Genomic DNA, 15,827 nt, shown 5'->3' on the forward strand with positions numbered 1-15,827 from the left:
CCCTACCCTAGACCTGTTCGATCATGATCGAATTGATCTCGTTGGCGACGTCGTCGAAGCGGTCGGCGACCTTCTCCAGATGGTCGTAGATCTCGGCGCCGACGATGAAGTCCATCGTGTTGGCGTTGCGGTGCTTGAGGAATAGCTCCTTCAGCCCGATGTCGTGGAGGTCGTCGACCCGGCCCTCGAGCTTGGTCATCTCCTCGGTGATCGCGGTGATCATCGGCACGTTCTGGCCGATCGCCTGCAGCAGCGGCAGCGCCTTCCCGATCAGATTGGCGCAATCGACCAGCAAGGTGCCCATCTCGCGCATGGTCGGCTCGAACTCCTTGACCTCGAACAGCACCACGGCCTTGGCGGTCTGCTGCATCTGGTCGATGGCGTCGTCCATCGAGGTGATCAGGTTCTTGATGTCGCCGCGGTCGAACGGGGTGATGAAGGTGCGGCGGACCGCGGTCAGCACCTCCCGCGTGATGTTGTCGGCCTCGTTCTCGAGCTGGCTGACGCGCTGGCAGTGCCTGAGGATGTCGTCACCGCCCTTAAGCATGTCCTGCAGCGCATGCGCGCCTTGGATCACCACCTTGTTGTGGCGGGCGAACAAATCGAAAAACCGCTCCTCCCGCGGGAGAACGGCGCGAAACCAGTGCAGCATGGGACGAGATCCATCCATTCCGAAACGGGCCAGGGCCGGCCCGTCACAGAACTGTCATACTCCGGATCGCGCACCAGCAGAAGCGGTGGCCGGTTCATCCACCGCTTTCTGCCCTTTCGACAATCTCTTTACAGATCAATAGCTTAGAGGGATCGCTTGAACAGATGGGCGATTTCTCCGACCACGCCGCGGCGGAAGGTGAGCACGCAGGCGACGAAGATGCCGCCCTGGATCACCGTCACCCACTGGCCGAAGCCGGACAGATATTGCTGCATGCCGACGATCACGAAGGCGCCGACGACGGGGCCGAACACGGTGCCGAGCCCGCCGACCAGGGTCATGAGCACGATCTGGCCGGACATCCCGACCTCGACGTCGGTCAGCGAGGCATTCTGGGCGACGAACACCTTCAGCGCACCGGCGAGGCCAGCCAGCGTCCCCGACAGGATGAAGGCGAGCAGCTTGTACTGGTCGGTCTTATAGCCCAGCGAGATCGCCCGCTGCTCGTTCTCGCGGATCGACTTCAGCACCTCGCCGAACGGCGAGTTGATGGTGCGGAAGATCAGCAGGAAGCCGGCGAGGAAACCGGCCAGCACGACGTAATACAGCACCGTCGGCTTGGACAGGTCGAGGATGCCGAACATCCGCCCCTGCGGAATGCCCTGGATACCGTCCTCGCCATGGGTGAACGGCGCCTGCAGATAGATGAAGTACAAGAGCTGCGACAGCGCCAGGGTGATCATCGCGAAATAGATGCCCTGCCGGCGGATCGAGATGTAGCCGGTGATCACCGACAGGACGAACGATCCGGCAACGCCCGTGAGGATGCCGAGCTCGGGCGGCAGCCCCCACACTTTCAACGCGTGGGCGCTGCAATAGCCGGCCGTTCCCAGGAACATCGCGTGGCCGAACGACAACAGGCCGCCATAGCCGATCAGGAGGTTGAAGGCGCAGGCGAGCAGCGCGAAGCACAGCGCCTGCATGACGAAGAACGGGTACAGCCCGGTCCACGGCACGATCGCCAGCAGCGCTGCCATGATGACGAACACGATCATCTCGTCGCGCATCGCGCGCGGGGTGATCGGCAGGGTCGCGTCGGTGATGGATGTCATGTCAGGCCGCCCGTCCGGTCAGACCCGTCGGCTTCACCAGCAGCACCAGGACCATCAGAACGAAGACCACGGTGTTGGAAGCCTCGGGGTAGAAATACTTTGTCAGTCCCTCGATCACGCCGAGCAGGAAGCCGGTGATGATCGAGCCCATGATCGAACCCATGCCGCCGATCACAACCACCGCGAACACCACGATGATGATGTGCTCGCCCATCAGCGGCCGCACCTGGTTGATCGGCGCCGACAGCACGCCGGCCAGCGCCGCAAGCCCGACGCCAAGGCCGTAGGTCAGCGTGATCATGCGCGGGACGTTGATGCCGAAGGCCCGCACCAAGGTCGGGTTCTCGGTGGCTGCGCGCAGGTAGGCGCCGAGCCGGGTGCGCTCGATCAGGAACCAGGTCGCCAGGCAGACGACCAGGGAGAAGATGACGACCCAGCCGCGATAGACCGGCAGATACATGAAGCCGAGGTTCATGCCGCCACGGAGCTGATCCGGGATCGCGTAAGGCAGGCCGGACGAGCCGAAGAAGTTCTGGAACACGCCCTGGATGATCAGCGCCAGTCCGAACGTCAGCAGCAGTCCGTAGAGATGGTCGAGCCCGGCAATCCATTGCAGCATGGTGCGCTCGAGGATCATGCCGAAGGCGCCGACGATGATCGGCGCCAGCAGCAGCGCCCACCAATAATTGATGCCGCCGAGGTTGAGCAGAAAATAGGCGCAGAACGCGCCCATCATATAGAGCGCGCCATGGGCGAAGTTGATGATGTTGAGCATGCCGAAGATGACGGCAAGCCCGAGACTGAGCAGCGCGTAGAACGAGCCGTTGATCAGTCCGACCAGGAGCTGTGCGTAGAGGGCCTGCATCGTCTTGTTTCTGTTTTCTCTCGGCGTTTCCTAAAGACAGCGGTTCCGGCGGGATCAGCCGCCGGGACGGCAGCGGTTCACTTCTTCAACAAGGCGCACGCGCTCTTGTCGAGCGGTGTGAAGGCCTGGTCGCCCGGTACCGAGCCGACCAGCTTGTAGAGATCCCACGGGCCCTTGGACTCCGAGGGCTTCTTGACCTCGAACAGATACGCAGTGTGGATGGTGCGGCCGTTCGGCTGGATCTCGCCCTTGCCGAACAGCGCATCGTCGGTCGGGATCGATTTCATCTTGTCGACGATCTTGACGCCGTCATGCGGGTTCTCGCCGAGCGCCTCCAACGCCTTGAAGTAATGCATCAAGCCGGCATAGACGCCCGCCTGCACCATGGTCGGCGGCGCGCCGTTCTTCATCCGTTTGGCAAAGCGGTCCGAGAACGCGCGGGTCTGGTCGTTCATGTCCCAGTAGAAGGTCTCGGTGAAGTTGAGGCCCTGCGCGATGTCGAGCCCGATCGACTTGACGTCGGTCAGGAACAACAGCAGCGCCGCGAGCTTCTGGCCGCCCTTCGTGATGCCGAACTCGGCCGCCTGCTTGATCGAATTGGTGGTGTCACCGCCGGCATTGGCGAGGCCGATGACCTTGGCGTTCGACGACTGCGCCTGCAGCAGGAAGGAAGAGAAGTCGGAGGTGTTGAGCGGGTGCTTGACGCTGCCGATCACCTTGCCGCCATTGGCGGTCACGACCGCCGTGGTGTCGCGCTCCAGCGCCGCGCCGAAGGCGTAGTCGGCGGTCAGGAAATACCAGGTCGAGCCGCCCGCCTTGACCAGCGCCTGGCCGGTGGTGTGCGCGAGCATGTAGGTGTCGTAGGTCCAGTGCACCGTATTGGGCGAGCACTGCGCGTTGGTGAGATCCGAGGTCGCAGCGCCCGAATTGATGTAGACGCCGTTCTTTTCCTTGACGACGTTGTTCACCGCCAGCGCCACGCCCGAGTTCGGCACGTCGACGATGACGTCGACCTTGTCGACGTCGAACCACTGCCGCGCGATCGAGGTGCCGATATCCGGCTTGTTCTGGTGATCGCCGGAGATGACGTCGATCTTCCAGCCCTTCGCGGTGAGACCGGAATCCTCGATCGCCATCTGCGCCGCGAGCGTCGAGCCGGGACCGCCCAGATCGGCATAAAGACCCGACTGATCGGACAGCGCGCCGATCTTGATGGTCTTGTCGCCGGCCGAAGCGACGCTGCCAGCGGCGAGCGTGAGTGCCGTTCCCAGCAGCAGCGACGCGATGAATTTGCTCTTCATTTCCAACTTCCAGAACTTTCCAAGACAACTGCCGAGAAAACTGCCGCAACACTAACGATCAAACCGTCGAGCCGACATCGCCGGCGCCGGTCAGACGCCGAGGTAAGTATGCAGCTTGTCCATGTTGGCCGACAGATCGGCATTGGCGAAGCCGTCGATAACCTTGCCGTGCTCGACCACGTAGTAGCGGTCAGCGACCGTCGAGGCGAAACGGAAGTTCTGCTCGACGAGGAGAATCGTGAAGCCTTCCTTCTTCAGCCGCGCGATGGTGTGGCCGATCTGCTGGATGATCACGGGCGCGAGACCCTCGGTCGGCTCGTCCAGCATCAGGAAGCTGGCGCCGGTGCGCAGGATGCGCGCGATCGCCAGCATCTGCTGCTCGCCGCCGGACAGCTTGGTGCCCTGGCTCTTCAGCCGCTCCTTCAAATTCGGGAACAGCTCGAAGATCTGATCGAGCGTCAGCCCGCCCGGCCGCACCACCGGCGGCAGCAGCAGGTTCTCGCGCACGTCGAGACTCGCGAAGATGCCGCGCTCCTCCGGGCACAGCGCAATGCCGAGCCGCGCGATCCTGTCCGAGGTCATGCGGATCAGCTGCTGACCGTTGAACTGAACCGAGCCGGTGCGCTTGCCGATGATCCCCATGATCGACTTCAGCGTCGTGGTCTTGCCGGCGCCGTTGCGCCCGAGCAGGGTGACCACCTCGCCGGCATTCACATTGAAGTTCATGCCATGGAGAATGTGGGATTCGCCGTACCAGCTCTCGAGGTTGTTGACGTCGAGAATGGTGCTGGTCGCAGCCGCCGCGCCTGGCTTCGTGGCCGTCATCACCTCAGGCATGTCCGGCTCCCAGATAGGCTTCCTTGACGCGCTCGTCCTTGGAGAGCTCCGAATACGGCCCTTCCGTCAGCACCTGCCCGCGCGTCAGCACGGTGATGGTGTCGGAGAGGTTGGCGACGACGCTGAGATTATGCTCGACCATCAGGATCGTGTATTTGGCGGAGATGCGCTTGATCAGCGCGGCGATCTTGTCGATGTCCTCGTGGCCCATGCCGGCCATCGGCTCGTCCAGCAGCATCATCTCCGGATCGAGCGCCAGCGTGGTTGCGATCTCCAGCGCGCGCTTGCGTCCGTAGGGCATTTCGACCGCCGGAATATTGGCGAACTCGCTCAGGCCCACGTCGTTGAGCAGCTCGAGCGCCCGGCCGTTGAAGCGGTTCAGAACGCTCTTGGAGCGCCAGAAGTCGAACGACGAGCCATGCTGCCGCTGCAGAGCGACGCGGACGTTCTCCAACGCGGTCAGATGCGGAAACACGGCCGAAATCTGGAACGAGCGGACCAGGCCGAGCCTTGCCACGTCGGCCGGCGCCGTCGCCGTAATGTCCTGACCCTTATAGAGAATCTTGCCGGCAGACGGCGTCAGGAACTTCGTCAGCAGGTTGAAGCACGTGGTCTTGCCGGCCCCGTTCGGGCCGATCAGCGCGTGAATGGTGCCCCGGCGGATCTTGAGCGAAACATCGCGAACGGCAAAAAATCCCGCGAATTCCTTCGTCAATCCGTGGGTCTCGAGAATGAACTCGTCAGCCAAAGATTCCCCCCAAGCCGGCGCCTTCAGTGCCTGGCCCTCGCTTCTTCCTGTACGACGGCTCTGCTGGACGGCTGAACGATTCCTCGCCGCCACCCGCGACCGCTTCGCGGCGGAATATGCCGTCAATCGAGTGAGTTAGGCAAGGCGGAAAGCTGGGCAACGACGTCGCAAGGCGGCCGGCGGACCTTGCGTTGAAATCTGCCGGTATTTCCCGTTGACATAGAATATCATGCCACCGGCATTTTCCCGCACGCGCGCAGCGATCGCCGGCTCCAACTACTTCGCGGCCTTCACGTCCCTGGCGTAGAGATCCGGCTTGAAGCCCACCACGCGCCGGCCGCCGAGATCGAGCACCGGGCGCTTGATCATCGACGGCTGCGCCAGCATCAGCGCGATCGCCTTGCTCTCGGTGAGTCCGTCCTTGTCCGCGTCGGGCAACTTCTTGAACGTCGTGCCGGCGCGGTTGAGCAGCACCTCCCAGCCGAGTTCGTCGCTCCACGCCTTGAGTTTAGCCTTGTCGATTCCGGCGGTCTTGTAGTCGTGGAATTCGTAAGCGACGCCGTGATCGTCGAGCCAGGCGCGCGCCTTCTTCATCGTGTCGCAGTTCTTGATTCCGTAGATCGTGATGCTCATGCCACGCGTCCTCAAACAATCGTGTCCGACGGTGATGGATGTCCCACGTTGCGACAATCGGCCCTGCATTTTGCAGTGCGATTCACCCGCTTTTGATGCGGCGGAGGCCACGCGTTCCGCGGTCGGAATTCACTCCGACCTTTGCCACGAAACTGTCGGCTGAGCATTACATTTTCTTCGCATCCCCGGCGTATCTGGCCCACGAACAGGAGACCGCGATGGGCAAGATCATGGTACGTTGTCCGCAGACCGGCCGCAGCATCGAGACGGGGATGGAAATGGACGCTGCGCGCTTTCAGCGCATGCCCGTGTTCTTCTCGCGCGCCTACTGCCCGCACTGCCGCATCTACCATGAATGGTTCGCCGCCCATGCCTGGGTCGAGGAGATCAGCGACCGCGAGCGGGTTGCGCTGGCCTGACCTGACCCGCGAAAGGAAACGGCCCGCGCGATCGACCCTACCCACGCCACTGCTGCGGACGTCGCTCCAACGCACCCGTCCGCGGGATATCTCCCTGGAGCAGGCGAACCGCGATCGGGTGCTCAATCGTCTTTCGGATCGCTTTTCAACGGCGTGTTGGAATCGCCCGGCATCAGGCAGGGATACAGCTCTGTGAACTTGAAATCGGCCCCGCCCGCGGCGCGGTCGAAGCGCAGCACGACATCGAAGCGTTTGCCGGACCAGTGGGTCGGCAACTGGCCTTCATTGCTCACCGGCAGCCGCGGCAGGATGTCGGAGATGATCGCCTTGTGCTCCCACGCCACCAGCACGGTGCCGGACAGCGGTAGCAGGGCTTCGGCCAGCGCCGCCTCCTGCCCCTTCGCAAAGGACGTGTTCGGCTTGTCGAGCCCGATGCGCGCCGCGAGCTCGAGCACCGTCTCGTACGGCCGGCGGCTCGGGTCGGAGCCGTCCTTGGTGCTGTCGGGATCGGCGGCATAGACCGCCTGCGGTGTCGGATAGTCCGTGCCGCCCAGCCCGCTGCCGAACAGCGCGGTCCAGGCCCCTGCCCGCTCCCAGCCGAAGATCACCAGCGACTTCGAATCCGGCTTGCCCGTGTGGGTCAGGCCCGGGCCTGTCGTGTCGCCGTCAGGCTTCTCGGCATGACGGATGATCAGCAGCGTCAGCGCGTTCATCGGCAACCCTCTCGGGCGGCATCATACGGCCATCACACGGAATTGCTACTTGAGATTGCAATCGTGAGAACGCAACATGGCGTTTTTCCATCCAGGATTCATTTCAGATGAGCATGGGATTGCGACAGACCCGCCGAACGTTCCTGGCGACGGCCGCGATGGCGGCAGCCGGCACCGTCATCTCGCCGAGACCAGGCCACGCCGCCGCGAAATATCGCCGCGCCAACGTCACCAGCGCGGAAGGCCAGAAGATGCTCGCGAGCTACGCCAAGGGCGTCGCCGCCATGCTGCAGCTTCCCGCAAACCATCCGCAGAACTGGTTCCGCAACGCGTTCATTCATCTGATGGACTGCCCGCACGGCAATTGGTGGTTCTATGTCTGGCATCGCGGCTATCTCGGCTATTTCGAGCAATCGATCCGCGCGCTCAGCGGCGACGACAGTTTCGCCCTGCCCTATTGGGACTGGACCGAGCTGCCGGAAATTCCTGCCGGCATGTTCGACGGCGTGCTGACGCCGACCGACAAGGCGTATCAGCCGTTCACCGGGAATCTCGCGGTCTTCACCTCGTTCATCAAGCCGGCGCTGACGGATTACTGGAACGGCCTGTCGAAGGACCAGCGCGGCCAGCTCGAGATCCGCGGCTACAAGTCGATCGACGATCTCTGGAACGACGTCACCGGCTTCTCGCCGTCCGCCAATGCCGGCATCTCCGGCAATGAGGCATTTGCGACCACCTGCGCCTCACGCTATCTGTCGCGCGACAATCCGAAGCTCGATGCTAAGACCACCTACGACGTCTCGCCGTTCGTGATCATGGCGGGCCTGCTGCCGACCGACTTCTATAACCCCGACAACTATCTGAGCTTCACCAGCTCGAAGACCGCTTCGCACAACACCCAGCCGAATGGCGCGACCAAGTTCTCGACCTTGGAAGGTCTGCCGCACAACAAGGTCCACAACTACATCGGCGGTGTCGGCCCGCTCGATCCCGGCCCCTATGGCAACATGACCAATTTCCTGTCGCCGGTCGATCCGATCTTCTTCCTGCATCATTCGAACATGGACCGGCTCTGGGATGTCTGGACACGCAAGCAGCAGCGGCTCAAGCTACCCTATTTGCCGCAGGGGGCCGACCTGAAGACATTCTCGGACGAGCCGTTCCTGTTCTACGCCGATGGCAAGGGCGGCTATGTCGGCCCCAGCAAGGCCGGCGACTACATCTCGACCGATCGCTTCGACTACGATTATGCGCCGGGTTTCGGCGAGGACATCGTGGGTCCGCCCGCGGTCGCCTCGGCGCCGCAGATCAAGCCGCAGCAGGGCTCGGTCAAGGCCAATGCGGGCACGGTGAAGATTCCTGGCGACGCGCTCGAAGCGCACCTGGCGGCAACGCGGCCGCAGCCGCTGATGGCGCAGATCACGCTGCCCCGCCCGAGCGGCTATTCGACCGTGCGCGAGTTCGACGTCCTGGTGAACGCGCCCGCCAACGTCACCAAGGTCACGGCTGACAGCCCGTATTATGCAGGCACCATCGCCTTCTTCGGATCGATGATGCCGGGCATGGCCATGACCATGGATGCGACCTTCGCGGTGCCGCTGCCGACGAAGCAGGAGGCGTTCTCCGCCCTGCGGGCCGCGCCCAACCAGCCGCTGAGCATCCGCGTCGTGCCTTCGGGCGGCGTCGGCACCGCGCCGACCCTGAAAGCGCTCTCGGTCGGGCCGCTGCGCCGATGAACGGCAGGCGCGCCGCGCTGCGGGCCTGCGCCGTGCTGCTCTGTACCGTGCTGCTCTATACCTTGCTGCGACCGGCCTCGTCCTTGGCGGCGGAGCCCTTCAGAGCGGTCGATCTGGTCGTGCCGCGGCCATTGGATGCGAGCGACGCTGCGGTCGTCGAGATCAGCCTGGGCGCACTGGGGCGAGGCCAGGAGGTGACGGTGACGACCGCATCCGGGATGCCGCTCGGGACCATCTCGCCATTCGGCCTTCGCACTGGTGCGGAGGCCGGGACCTATGCGCTCCCGGTGCCGAAGGAGGCCATCGAGGGCGGACGGCTGTCGATCCGCCTCAGCATCAGCCAACCCGGCGGCAGCCGCGCGCCGACGCCGCAGGAGGTTCGCGGCGTCACGCTCAAGCTCGCTCCGCGGCCGTGATCCGCCGTCGCGGCGGCAGGCGCGCCGGACTCAGAGCGTCCCGCTCCGCGCACGGTCTGCACGCGGCTCGAACGGGCTCGCCATGCTGGGCTGTCCGATCCAGACACGGTTGAGCAGCCGTGTGAACGGCGGACACGTCGTCCCCTCGATGCGCGCCATCGCCTCCTGATAGGGGCCAACGGTACGCAATCTCTCCGGCAGCAACGCGTAGGCGCGTGGCAGAAACCGTTTGGCCCGCGCCGCGCTGCGGCGTTCGCGCTCGCCATAGGGCAGCGCGAAAGCAAGGCGCAGCCGCTCCGGCAGCATCTCGGCCGTCAGCGCCGTGAACCAGCGCGGCGGTGCGATCCACGTCGCCTCGCCCGAGAAGATGCGTTGCGCGATGTCGCGCGCGGCCGTGCCAACCGTGAGCGTCTCCGACGCCATCATCTCGGCCGCATAGACCTTGAACGACGTCCAGTCCGGCGGCATGGCCTCGTGTGGAATTCCGAACAGGCCCGCGAACCGCATGGCCTCGCGCCAATATTGCTCGCGCTCGGCATCGCCGAGCGGCGGACACAGCAGGCCGTAGGACATCATCGCGGTCTCGACCAGGGTGGCATGGACCCAGCGCAGCGCGTCGACGTCGTTGGCGCGATAGCGCGAGCCGGCGGCGAACGGTCCGACCGTCTCTGGCATCAGGCCATCGACCGCGGCGTGCCGCCTATACAGCCGCCGCGCCACCGCGACCGCCTGCGCGCGCGTGCCGAACACCATGGTGTAGACGATGCTGAAGGTGCGGTGGAAACGGCCGAGCGGATCGGCGAACACTCTGGACTGCTCGGCAATGCCGGCCGCCACCCAGGGATGGGCGAGCTGCAACAGCAGCGCGCGGCCGGCGCCGAGAAACAGCGCGGCCTCGCGATGCACGCGCCACATCACGCTGTCGGACGGCAGCACGGCGTCGCCCGGCATCGCCGGCGCGGCCAGCAGTTCGGCGATGCAACGTTCGAAATCGGCCTCGCTGACGATCACGGCCGCTGCGGGATCTCCAGCCCGCGCTGCACCGCCGGCCGCGCCAGGCCGCGCTCCAGCCAGGCCGGCACGTGCTTGAGCTCATCGAAGGCGACGATGTCGCGCGCGCCGTAGAACCCGATCAGGTTGCGCACCCAGCCGAGCGTCGCGATGTCGGCGATGGTGTAGTCGGCGTCCATGATCCACTGCCGGCCGTCGAGCCTGTTGTCGAGTACGCCGAGCAGCCGCCTGCTCTCCGCGACGTAGCGCTGCAACGGCCGCTTGTCCTCGTACTCACGGCCGGCGAATTTGTGGAAGAAGCCGAGCTGCCCGAACATCGGGCCGATGCCGCCCATCTGGAAATGCACCCACTGGATGGTCTGCCACCGCCGCGCCGGATCGTCGGGGAGAAATTTCCCGGTCTTCTCGGCAAGGTACTGCAGGATCGCGCCGGATTCGAACAGGCCGAGCGGCTTGCCGCCGGGACCGTCGGGATCGATGATCGCGGGAATCTTGCCGTTCGGAGTGAGCGACAGGAATTCCGGCGTCTTCTGATCATCCTTGCCGAAATCGATCGCATGCGGCTCGTAGGCCAGGCCCGTCTCCTCCAGCATGATCGAGACCTTCACGCCGTTCGGCGTCGGCAGTGAATAGAGCTGGATGCGGTCGGGATGCCGCGCCGGCCAGCGCGCGGTGATCGGGAAGCTGGAGAGATCGGACATGATGGCTTTTTGCTCGCGCTGTCTCGTTGAGAGCTCAATCTAAGCCCGTGAACCGCCGCTGCAAGGTTCGATGCGGAACTGGCCGCGGCCGGCGATCTTATGTTGCTGCATCGTGCAGAAGGCCAGCATGCCGAGCCCGACCTACCGATTGATCATGCAGGCGATGCTCACGCGCCAGCAGATTCTGTGCATCTATGGCGGCTTCGCCCGCGCGATCTGCCCGATCATCCTCGGCCACACCGCCGGCCGCGAGCGCGTGCTCGCGTTCCAGTTCGCGGGCGGCGCGAGCAGCGGCCTGCCGCCGGGCGGCCAATGCAAGTGCTTCGATGTCACCGGCATGAGCGAGGTCGAGCTGCGCCAGGGGCGCTGGCATTCCGGGCGCAGCCACCGCCGGCCGCAATATTGCGTCGCCGAGGTCGAGCTCGACGTCAATCCGGACAGCCCCTACGAGCCGAAACGACCGATCGCGACAGCGCAGCGCGGCAAGCTCCGGCGCAAGCGCTGACGCTACTGCGGCTCGCGCAGGCGCACGCGCAGCAGTGCCGGCAGCTTCGAGGTGGCGTCGTGCTGCGCGAGCTTGGCCGCGACGCGGCGCATCAGCGACGACACGCCCTGCCTGGCAAACACCTTGATGCCGCGATAGCTGAAATCCACCACCACCTCGTGATGGCGCATGCCCTTGCCGCCCTTGACCAGGCCAAGGTCGCGCACCAGGCAATAATGCCCGTCGCTCATGCGTGCCAATCGGGTGTTCTCGAACATGCAGCGAAGCAATGCACCGAGTCGCAAATCCGTCAAGATTGACAGGAACGACTCATGAACCCAGCACGTCGGCAACGCGCCGCCGCGGCGCAAACGGCAGCGCCGGCCCGTAGCCGAAGCGCAGCACGAGATCCGGCCGCCTCGTCGTTCCGACCACGCGCGCCAGCTCTGGCCGCAACGCGGCGACTTCGACCGGCTGGTTGACGAAGGCGAGCTTCAGCCCCAGCCGCGTCGCTTCGAGCGCGAAGCGCTGGCACGCCTGCCCGGCCCTGATCCAATGCGAGGCGTCGGCCTGCTCGGCGGTGAACACGGCGACACCGGCCGACGAGCTGATCTGCCGCGCATATCTGTCGTTCTCCGATGCGGCATTGAAGAGCCGATCGAAGGCAAGGCCGCCGAGCGCGGTCGGCAATGACGGATTGCCGCTGGCGGGCGCGAACAGGCCGTCGCCCGTCTCCATCGCGCTCCGCGGATTGAACCGCAGCCAGCTCTTCAGCTCGCGCATGAACGCGGCATCGTGCATCTGCGCATCATTGCCGGCGACGACGAGATCGCGAATGGCAGCGATTGCGGCGGGAGCCGTGATGATCGCAAGATCGACGCCCGGCATCGCCGAGGCCGCCTGCAGCGCGGCGAGATCGCCTAGCGGCACCGCTCGTCCGTCATACTCCGCGCGCGTCGACTGCCTGCGGACGATGGCCGCAAGCCGCGCATCGTCATGCGCCGTGCCGTTCGTGAAGCTGTACCGCACCATCCGGCCGTCGCTGCTGATCTCGCCCGGACGGCCGCTCGCATCGGCGGCGATCGCGAGATTGGCGGCCGCGCAGCCGAGGCTGACGAACAGATGATGGTCGTCCGGATCAACCACCGGCGTGCGGCGTGACGGATCGGGCATGATCTCGATCGCATCCCGCGTCACGCGAAAGCGCCACGGCTGCGTGTTGTGGCTGTTGGCCGCGAGCGTCGCGTAACGGATGACATCGGTGATGTCGGACGACAACGGCGCGCGCAACCGGGCACTATAGTCGTCATATGCGCGCATCGTGCCGGTCGCGGCGCGCCAGGAGCCGGCGCCGAGCGCAGCCGCTGCAAGCGCGCTGCCGCCTCCTATCAGGACCCGCCGTCGGTTCATGACTCTGCGCCCGCAATTCTCGCCGCATCTCGATATGCTCACGATAAGCATGCTCCGCATCGGCGCGTTGTTGCAGATCAAGGCCGCCGCAGCAGCCGGCAAAACATCAACGCCATGCTGTTGACAGCACCAACAAAGCGGCGTATGTCCCGCGGCCTCGCGAGCGACTGCGCCCGCGACAAACATGAGCGAGACGATGTCCTTCGGCTACGAACACTTCATCCGCACGTCCAACGGCGTCATGCCGGTGGATGGCGCACGCCATGTTCGGGGGAGCGATCTTGCATAGCGCAAGATCAACAGTCCGCATCACACGGACCCTCCCGAGCCCGCCGCTCCGGAGGGTTTTTTGTTGCCCTCACGTGAGCCGGCTGCACGGCGAACAACCAGATGTCCCGGCCTCGAGCCGGAACGGGAGACCCGGATCCCGGGGCTCGCGCAGGTGATGCGCGTGGCCTGCGCGCGCGGGGCCTGTCGGAGGGAACGAGGCGGCAACGCCGGACACCGATGACAGAGCGAGCTCCCTGGAGCTCGCAACACGCGGCGCCGTGCAGCGCCGCAGACAAGCCAATTGAATTCCCGGCCGTTCGCAGCCGGGAGCTGCTGGTGGTGAAGATCGCGGCTCCTTCGCGCCAATGCGGCCGCGCGCCGCCTTCGATCGATCGTACCGTGGAATCCGTCAAGCGAGATGGGTGAGTCGCGGGTTGCGGCGAGGCTGATGCCAAGCCTGCGTTTCGATCGTCGTATCGCCGTGATCGCCCGTTCCCCAGCACGCCATCAATGCCGCCCGGCCGCATCCCGCAGCCGTGCGGCCAAGGCGGTGGTGAAGATGCCTGTTACTTCGTTGAAACCGAGCGCCCCACTGGGGCAGCAACAGCATCACCCATTCCCCGCCGAACTCATTCGCGAGCCGTGGTGAAGATGACTGTTACTTCGCCTTCCACGCCAGAGGTCGCGGGTTCGAATCCCGCCCGGCGTCATGCCGGTAGCTTAGAGGTCAGAGCGCTGTCCGGGCCATGCAAGTGGCCCGGATCTCAGTCATCGCCCGTTCCCGGCTCGTGATCCATCTCAACCGGTGGCTGTCCGCCAACAGGCGGTCACGTCGTTACGGCGCAGCTGCTGGCTGTGCCGCCGTCTTCCACGCGCCGTGGTGAAGAGTGCTGATACTTCGATTGCTAATCGAGAGGTCGTGGGTTCGACTCCCATCCGGCGTTCCATGCGCCGGTAGCTCAGCGGTAGAGCACTAGCCGATCAGCATTCGCCCGTTCCCGGCGCGTGGTTCCCATCACGCCTGATCTCGAACGAGATCGCGCGTGCCGGCCGATGCTCCCGGCCATTTATCCATCGACCATTAACCCAAGAGGAGGCCCTGGCATGGTCAAGCTCAACACGTTCCTGCGCGCCTTCACCCACGAGGGTGCGCCGTCCCGACAGCTCGCGCCGGCACAGGCGCTGCAGCGCACGCTGATGAGCTGCCTGCTCTGGGAGGACCAGTTCTACGAGGACGGGGTCGCGATCGCCGATCGCATCAAGGCGCTGGTGCCGCAGGTCGAGCCGCGCGAGGTGGCTCAGCTCGCGGTCCGTGCGCGCGAGGAGATGAAGCTGCGGCACGCGCCGCTGCTCGTCGCCCGCGAGATGGCGCGGTTGCCGTCGCACCGCGCGCTGGTCGCCGAGACGCTGTCGCGCATCATCCAGCGGCCGGACGAGATGGCCGAGCTGCTCGCGATCTACTGGGCGGACGCTCTCGGTCCGCAGCAGCAGCGCAAGCGGCAGCCGGTCTCGGCGCAGGTCAAGAAGGGGCTGGCGAAGGCGTTTTCGAAGTTCGACGCCTATCAGCTCGCGAAGTATGACCGCGAGGGGCCGGTGCGGCTGCGCGACGTCCTCTTCCTGGTTCACGCCAGGCCCAGGGATGCCGTCCAGGAGGCGGTGTGGAAGCAGCTCGTCGATGGCGAGCTGCCCTCGCCCGACACCTGGGAGGTCGCGCTGTCGGCCGGTGCGGACAAGCGTGCGAGCTTCGAGCGGCTGCTCGGTGAGAACAGGCTCGGAGCGCTGGCGCTGTTGCGCAACCTGCGCCTGATGCGGCAGGCCGGAGTGCCGCGCGCAACGATCGCACAGGCGATCGCGACGATGCGGACGGACCGGGTGCTGCCGTATCGGTTCATCACGGCGGCCCGGCATGCGCCGGCCTTCGAGCCCGAGCTCGAGGCCGCGATGTTCAGGTCGATCAAGGGTTACGCGCGGCTCAAGGGCCGCACGCGGCTCCTGATCGACGTCTCCGGCTCGATGTTCGCGGCGCTGTCCGCGAGGTCGGAGATGACGCGCGCGGACGCGGCGTGCGGGCTGGCGATCCTGGCCCGCGAGGTCTGCGACGAGGTGGAGATCTTCACGTTCAGCAATGAGGTCGTGAAGGTGCCGCCGCGGCGTGGCTTTGCGCTGCGCGATGCGATCCTCGGGTCGCAGCCGCATTCCGGGACCTATCTCGGCCGTGCGGTCGGCGAGGTCGACCGCAAGGGCGACCGCCTGATCGTCTTCACCGACGAGCAGAGCCACGATGCGGTGCAGCCGCCCAGGGCGCGCGGGACCGTGGTCAACGTGGCGTCGTACCAGCACGGGGTCGGCTACGGGCCCTGGACGCGGGTCGACGGCTTCTCCGAGGCCGTGATCGCCTGGATCGCGGCGCAGGAGAAGATTCTGCGCGGCGCGACCCTGCACTGACGACAAACGACCCGGACGCGCCACAGACGCGCCCGGGTCTTCTTCCACAAACAGTGGACCACCCCACGCGCCCC

The 15,827-nt window shown here is 65.3% G+C and carries 17 protein-coding genes and 1 tRNA gene; 6 read left to right on the forward strand and 12 right to left on the reverse strand.

Features of this window, described 5'->3' with window-relative positions:
- Positions 1–7 precede the first annotated feature (7 nt).
- The 7 genes from QW845_RS04090 to QW845_RS04120 all read right to left on the reverse strand — a co-directional run bounded on the left by QW845_RS04090 (position 8) and on the right by QW845_RS04120 (position 6,148).
- Positions 8–652: a DUF47 domain-containing protein gene (locus tag QW845_RS04090; protein WP_315800346.1), complete on the reverse strand. Its 645-nt coding sequence runs from the start codon at positions 650–652 to the stop codon at positions 8–10.
- Between the two features lie 143 nt (positions 653–795).
- Positions 796–1,764, reverse strand: a complete 969-nt coding sequence (locus tag QW845_RS04095) for a branched-chain amino acid ABC transporter permease (RefSeq protein WP_315800347.1) — start codon at positions 1,762–1,764, stop codon at positions 796–798.
- Between the two features lies 1 nt (position 1,765).
- A complete protein-coding gene (locus QW845_RS04100; protein WP_315800348.1) occupies positions 1,766–2,629 on the reverse strand; it encodes a branched-chain amino acid ABC transporter permease in 864 nt (287 codons plus the stop codon).
- 77 nt (positions 2,630–2,706) lie between these two features.
- Positions 2,707–3,930, reverse strand: coding sequence for an ABC transporter substrate-binding protein (locus QW845_RS04105; RefSeq protein ID WP_315800349.1), 1,224 nt, complete (start codon positions 3,928–3,930; stop codon positions 2,707–2,709).
- A 90-nt stretch (positions 3,931–4,020) separates the two neighbouring features.
- Positions 4,021–4,767: an ABC transporter ATP-binding protein gene (locus QW845_RS04110; RefSeq protein ID WP_315800350.1), complete on the reverse strand. Its 747-nt coding sequence runs from the start codon at positions 4,765–4,767 to the stop codon at positions 4,021–4,023.
- The gene (locus QW845_RS04115; protein ID WP_315800351.1) at positions 4,760–5,515 is read right to left on the reverse strand and encodes an ABC transporter ATP-binding protein; all 756 of its coding nucleotides are present in this window, start codon (positions 5,513–5,515) and stop codon (positions 4,760–4,762) included. Before QW845_RS04115 ends, QW845_RS04110 begins: the two co-directional genes overlap by 8 nt.
- Before the next feature lie 276 nt (positions 5,516–5,791).
- Complete coding sequence (locus QW845_RS04120; protein WP_315800352.1) at positions 5,792–6,148, reverse strand: ArsC family reductase; 357 nt, start codon at positions 6,146–6,148, stop codon at positions 5,792–5,794.
- A 218-nt stretch (positions 6,149–6,366) separates the two neighbouring features.
- On the opposite strand from QW845_RS04120, the gene QW845_RS04125 reads away from it, so the two are divergent.
- The gene (locus QW845_RS04125) at positions 6,367–6,567 is read left to right on the forward strand and encodes a hypothetical protein (RefSeq protein ID WP_315800353.1); all 201 of its coding nucleotides are present in this window, start codon (positions 6,367–6,369) and stop codon (positions 6,565–6,567) included.
- Between the two features lie 122 nt (positions 6,568–6,689).
- Here QW845_RS04125 and QW845_RS04130 read toward each other — a convergent pair whose 3' ends face one another.
- Positions 6,690–7,280, reverse strand: a complete 591-nt coding sequence (locus tag QW845_RS04130; protein WP_315800354.1) for a histidine phosphatase family protein — start codon at positions 7,278–7,280, stop codon at positions 6,690–6,692.
- Positions 7,281–7,387: 107 nt separating this feature from the next.
- Here QW845_RS04130 and QW845_RS04135 point away from each other — a divergent pair, with 107 nt between their 5' ends.
- On the forward strand, positions 7,388–9,016 hold the full coding sequence (locus QW845_RS04135) for a tyrosinase family protein (RefSeq protein ID WP_315800355.1): 1,629 nt from the start codon (positions 7,388–7,390) through the stop codon (positions 9,014–9,016).
- Positions 9,013–9,432 carry a hypothetical protein gene (locus tag QW845_RS04140; RefSeq protein ID WP_315800356.1) on the forward strand — a complete coding sequence of 140 codons (420 nt, stop codon included), beginning with the start codon at positions 9,013–9,015 and terminating at the stop codon, positions 9,430–9,432. The genes QW845_RS04135 and QW845_RS04140 overlap by 4 nt, the downstream gene beginning before the upstream one ends.
- A gap of 30 nt (positions 9,433–9,462) precedes the next feature.
- On the opposite strand, the gene QW845_RS04145 is transcribed toward QW845_RS04140, so the two are convergent.
- A complete protein-coding gene (locus tag QW845_RS04145; RefSeq protein WP_315800357.1) occupies positions 9,463–10,443 on the reverse strand; it encodes an oxygenase MpaB family protein in 981 nt (326 codons plus the stop codon).
- Positions 10,440–11,144, reverse strand: coding sequence for a glutathione S-transferase N-terminal domain-containing protein (locus tag QW845_RS04150; protein WP_315800358.1), 705 nt, complete (start codon positions 11,142–11,144; stop codon positions 10,440–10,442). The genes QW845_RS04145 and QW845_RS04150 overlap by 4 nt, the downstream gene beginning before the upstream one ends.
- Positions 11,145–11,271: 127 nt before the next feature.
- On the opposite strand from QW845_RS04150, the gene QW845_RS04155 reads away from it, so the two are divergent.
- Complete coding sequence (locus QW845_RS04155; protein ID WP_315800359.1) at positions 11,272–11,649, forward strand: hypothetical protein; 378 nt, start codon at positions 11,272–11,274, stop codon at positions 11,647–11,649.
- A gap of 2 nt (positions 11,650–11,651) precedes the next feature.
- On the opposite strand, the gene QW845_RS04160 is transcribed toward QW845_RS04155, so the two are convergent.
- Together QW845_RS04160 and QW845_RS04165 are read right to left on the reverse strand one after the other, a co-directional pair.
- On the reverse strand, positions 11,652–11,879 hold the full coding sequence (locus QW845_RS04160; RefSeq protein WP_315800360.1) for a hypothetical protein: 228 nt from the start codon (positions 11,877–11,879) through the stop codon (positions 11,652–11,654).
- A gap of 79 nt (positions 11,880–11,958) precedes the next feature.
- Entirely contained in the window at positions 11,959–13,038 is a 1,080-nt protein-coding gene (locus QW845_RS04165; RefSeq protein WP_315800361.1) for an Acg family FMN-binding oxidoreductase, read from the reverse strand.
- A gap of 1,142 nt (positions 13,039–14,180) precedes the next feature.
- On the opposite strand from QW845_RS04165, the gene QW845_RS04170 reads away from it, so the two are divergent.
- Together QW845_RS04170 and QW845_RS04175 are read left to right on the forward strand one after the other, a co-directional pair.
- Positions 14,181–14,255 (forward strand) — tRNA-OTHER (locus QW845_RS04170).
- Between the two features lie 157 nt (positions 14,256–14,412).
- Positions 14,413–15,753: a TROVE domain-containing protein gene (locus QW845_RS04175; protein ID WP_315800362.1), complete on the forward strand. Its 1,341-nt coding sequence runs from the start codon at positions 14,413–14,415 to the stop codon at positions 15,751–15,753.
- Positions 15,754–15,827: the final 74 nt, after the last annotated feature.

Origin of the sequence: Bradyrhizobium sp. SZCCHNS3002 (genome assembly GCF_032377435.1) — a bacterium.
In the GTDB taxonomy this organism is placed as follows: domain Bacteria; phylum Pseudomonadota; class Alphaproteobacteria; order Rhizobiales; family Xanthobacteraceae; genus Bradyrhizobium.

What these genes read in the sequence shown, in the direction of transcription:
- QW845_RS04090 (WP_315800346.1), bottom strand. Translation starts at nt 652, where the DNA reads ATGCTGCACTGGTTTCGCGCCGTTCTCCCGCGGGAGGAGCGGTTTTTC.
- QW845_RS04095 (WP_315800347.1), bottom strand. Translation starts at nt 1,764, where the DNA reads ATGACATCCATCACCGACGCGACCCTGCCGATCACCCCGCGCGCGATG.
- QW845_RS04100 (WP_315800348.1), bottom strand. Translation starts at nt 2,629, where the DNA reads ATGCAGGCCCTCTACGCACAGCTCCTGGTCGGACTGATCAACGGCTCG.
- QW845_RS04105 (WP_315800349.1), bottom strand. Translation starts at nt 3,930, where the DNA reads ATGAAGAGCAAATTCATCGCGTCGCTGCTGCTGGGAACGGCACTCACG.
- QW845_RS04110 (WP_315800350.1), bottom strand. Translation starts at nt 4,767, where the DNA reads ATGCCTGAGGTGATGACGGCCACGAAGCCAGGCGCGGCGGCTGCGACC.
- QW845_RS04120 (WP_315800352.1), bottom strand. Translation starts at nt 6,148, where the DNA reads ATGAGCATCACGATCTACGGAATCAAGAACTGCGACACGATGAAGAAG.
- QW845_RS04125 (WP_315800353.1), top strand. Translation starts at nt 6,367, where the DNA reads ATGGGCAAGATCATGGTACGTTGTCCGCAGACCGGCCGCAGCATCGAG.
- QW845_RS04130 (WP_315800354.1), bottom strand. Translation starts at nt 7,280, where the DNA reads ATGAACGCGCTGACGCTGCTGATCATCCGTCATGCCGAGAAGCCTGAC.
- QW845_RS04135 (WP_315800355.1), top strand. Translation starts at nt 7,388, where the DNA reads ATGAGCATGGGATTGCGACAGACCCGCCGAACGTTCCTGGCGACGGCC.
- QW845_RS04140 (WP_315800356.1), top strand. Translation starts at nt 9,013, where the DNA reads ATGAACGGCAGGCGCGCCGCGCTGCGGGCCTGCGCCGTGCTGCTCTGT.
- QW845_RS04150 (WP_315800358.1), bottom strand. Translation starts at nt 11,144, where the DNA reads ATGTCCGATCTCTCCAGCTTCCCGATCACCGCGCGCTGGCCGGCGCGG.
- QW845_RS04155 (WP_315800359.1), top strand. Translation starts at nt 11,272, where the DNA reads ATGCCGAGCCCGACCTACCGATTGATCATGCAGGCGATGCTCACGCGC.
- QW845_RS04160 (WP_315800360.1), bottom strand. Translation starts at nt 11,879, where the DNA reads ATGAGCGACGGGCATTATTGCCTGGTGCGCGACCTTGGCCTGGTCAAG.
- QW845_RS04165 (WP_315800361.1), bottom strand. Translation starts at nt 13,038, where the DNA reads ATGAACCGACGGCGGGTCCTGATAGGAGGCGGCAGCGCGCTTGCAGCG.
- QW845_RS04175 (WP_315800362.1), top strand. Translation starts at nt 14,413, where the DNA reads ATGGTCAAGCTCAACACGTTCCTGCGCGCCTTCACCCACGAGGGTGCG.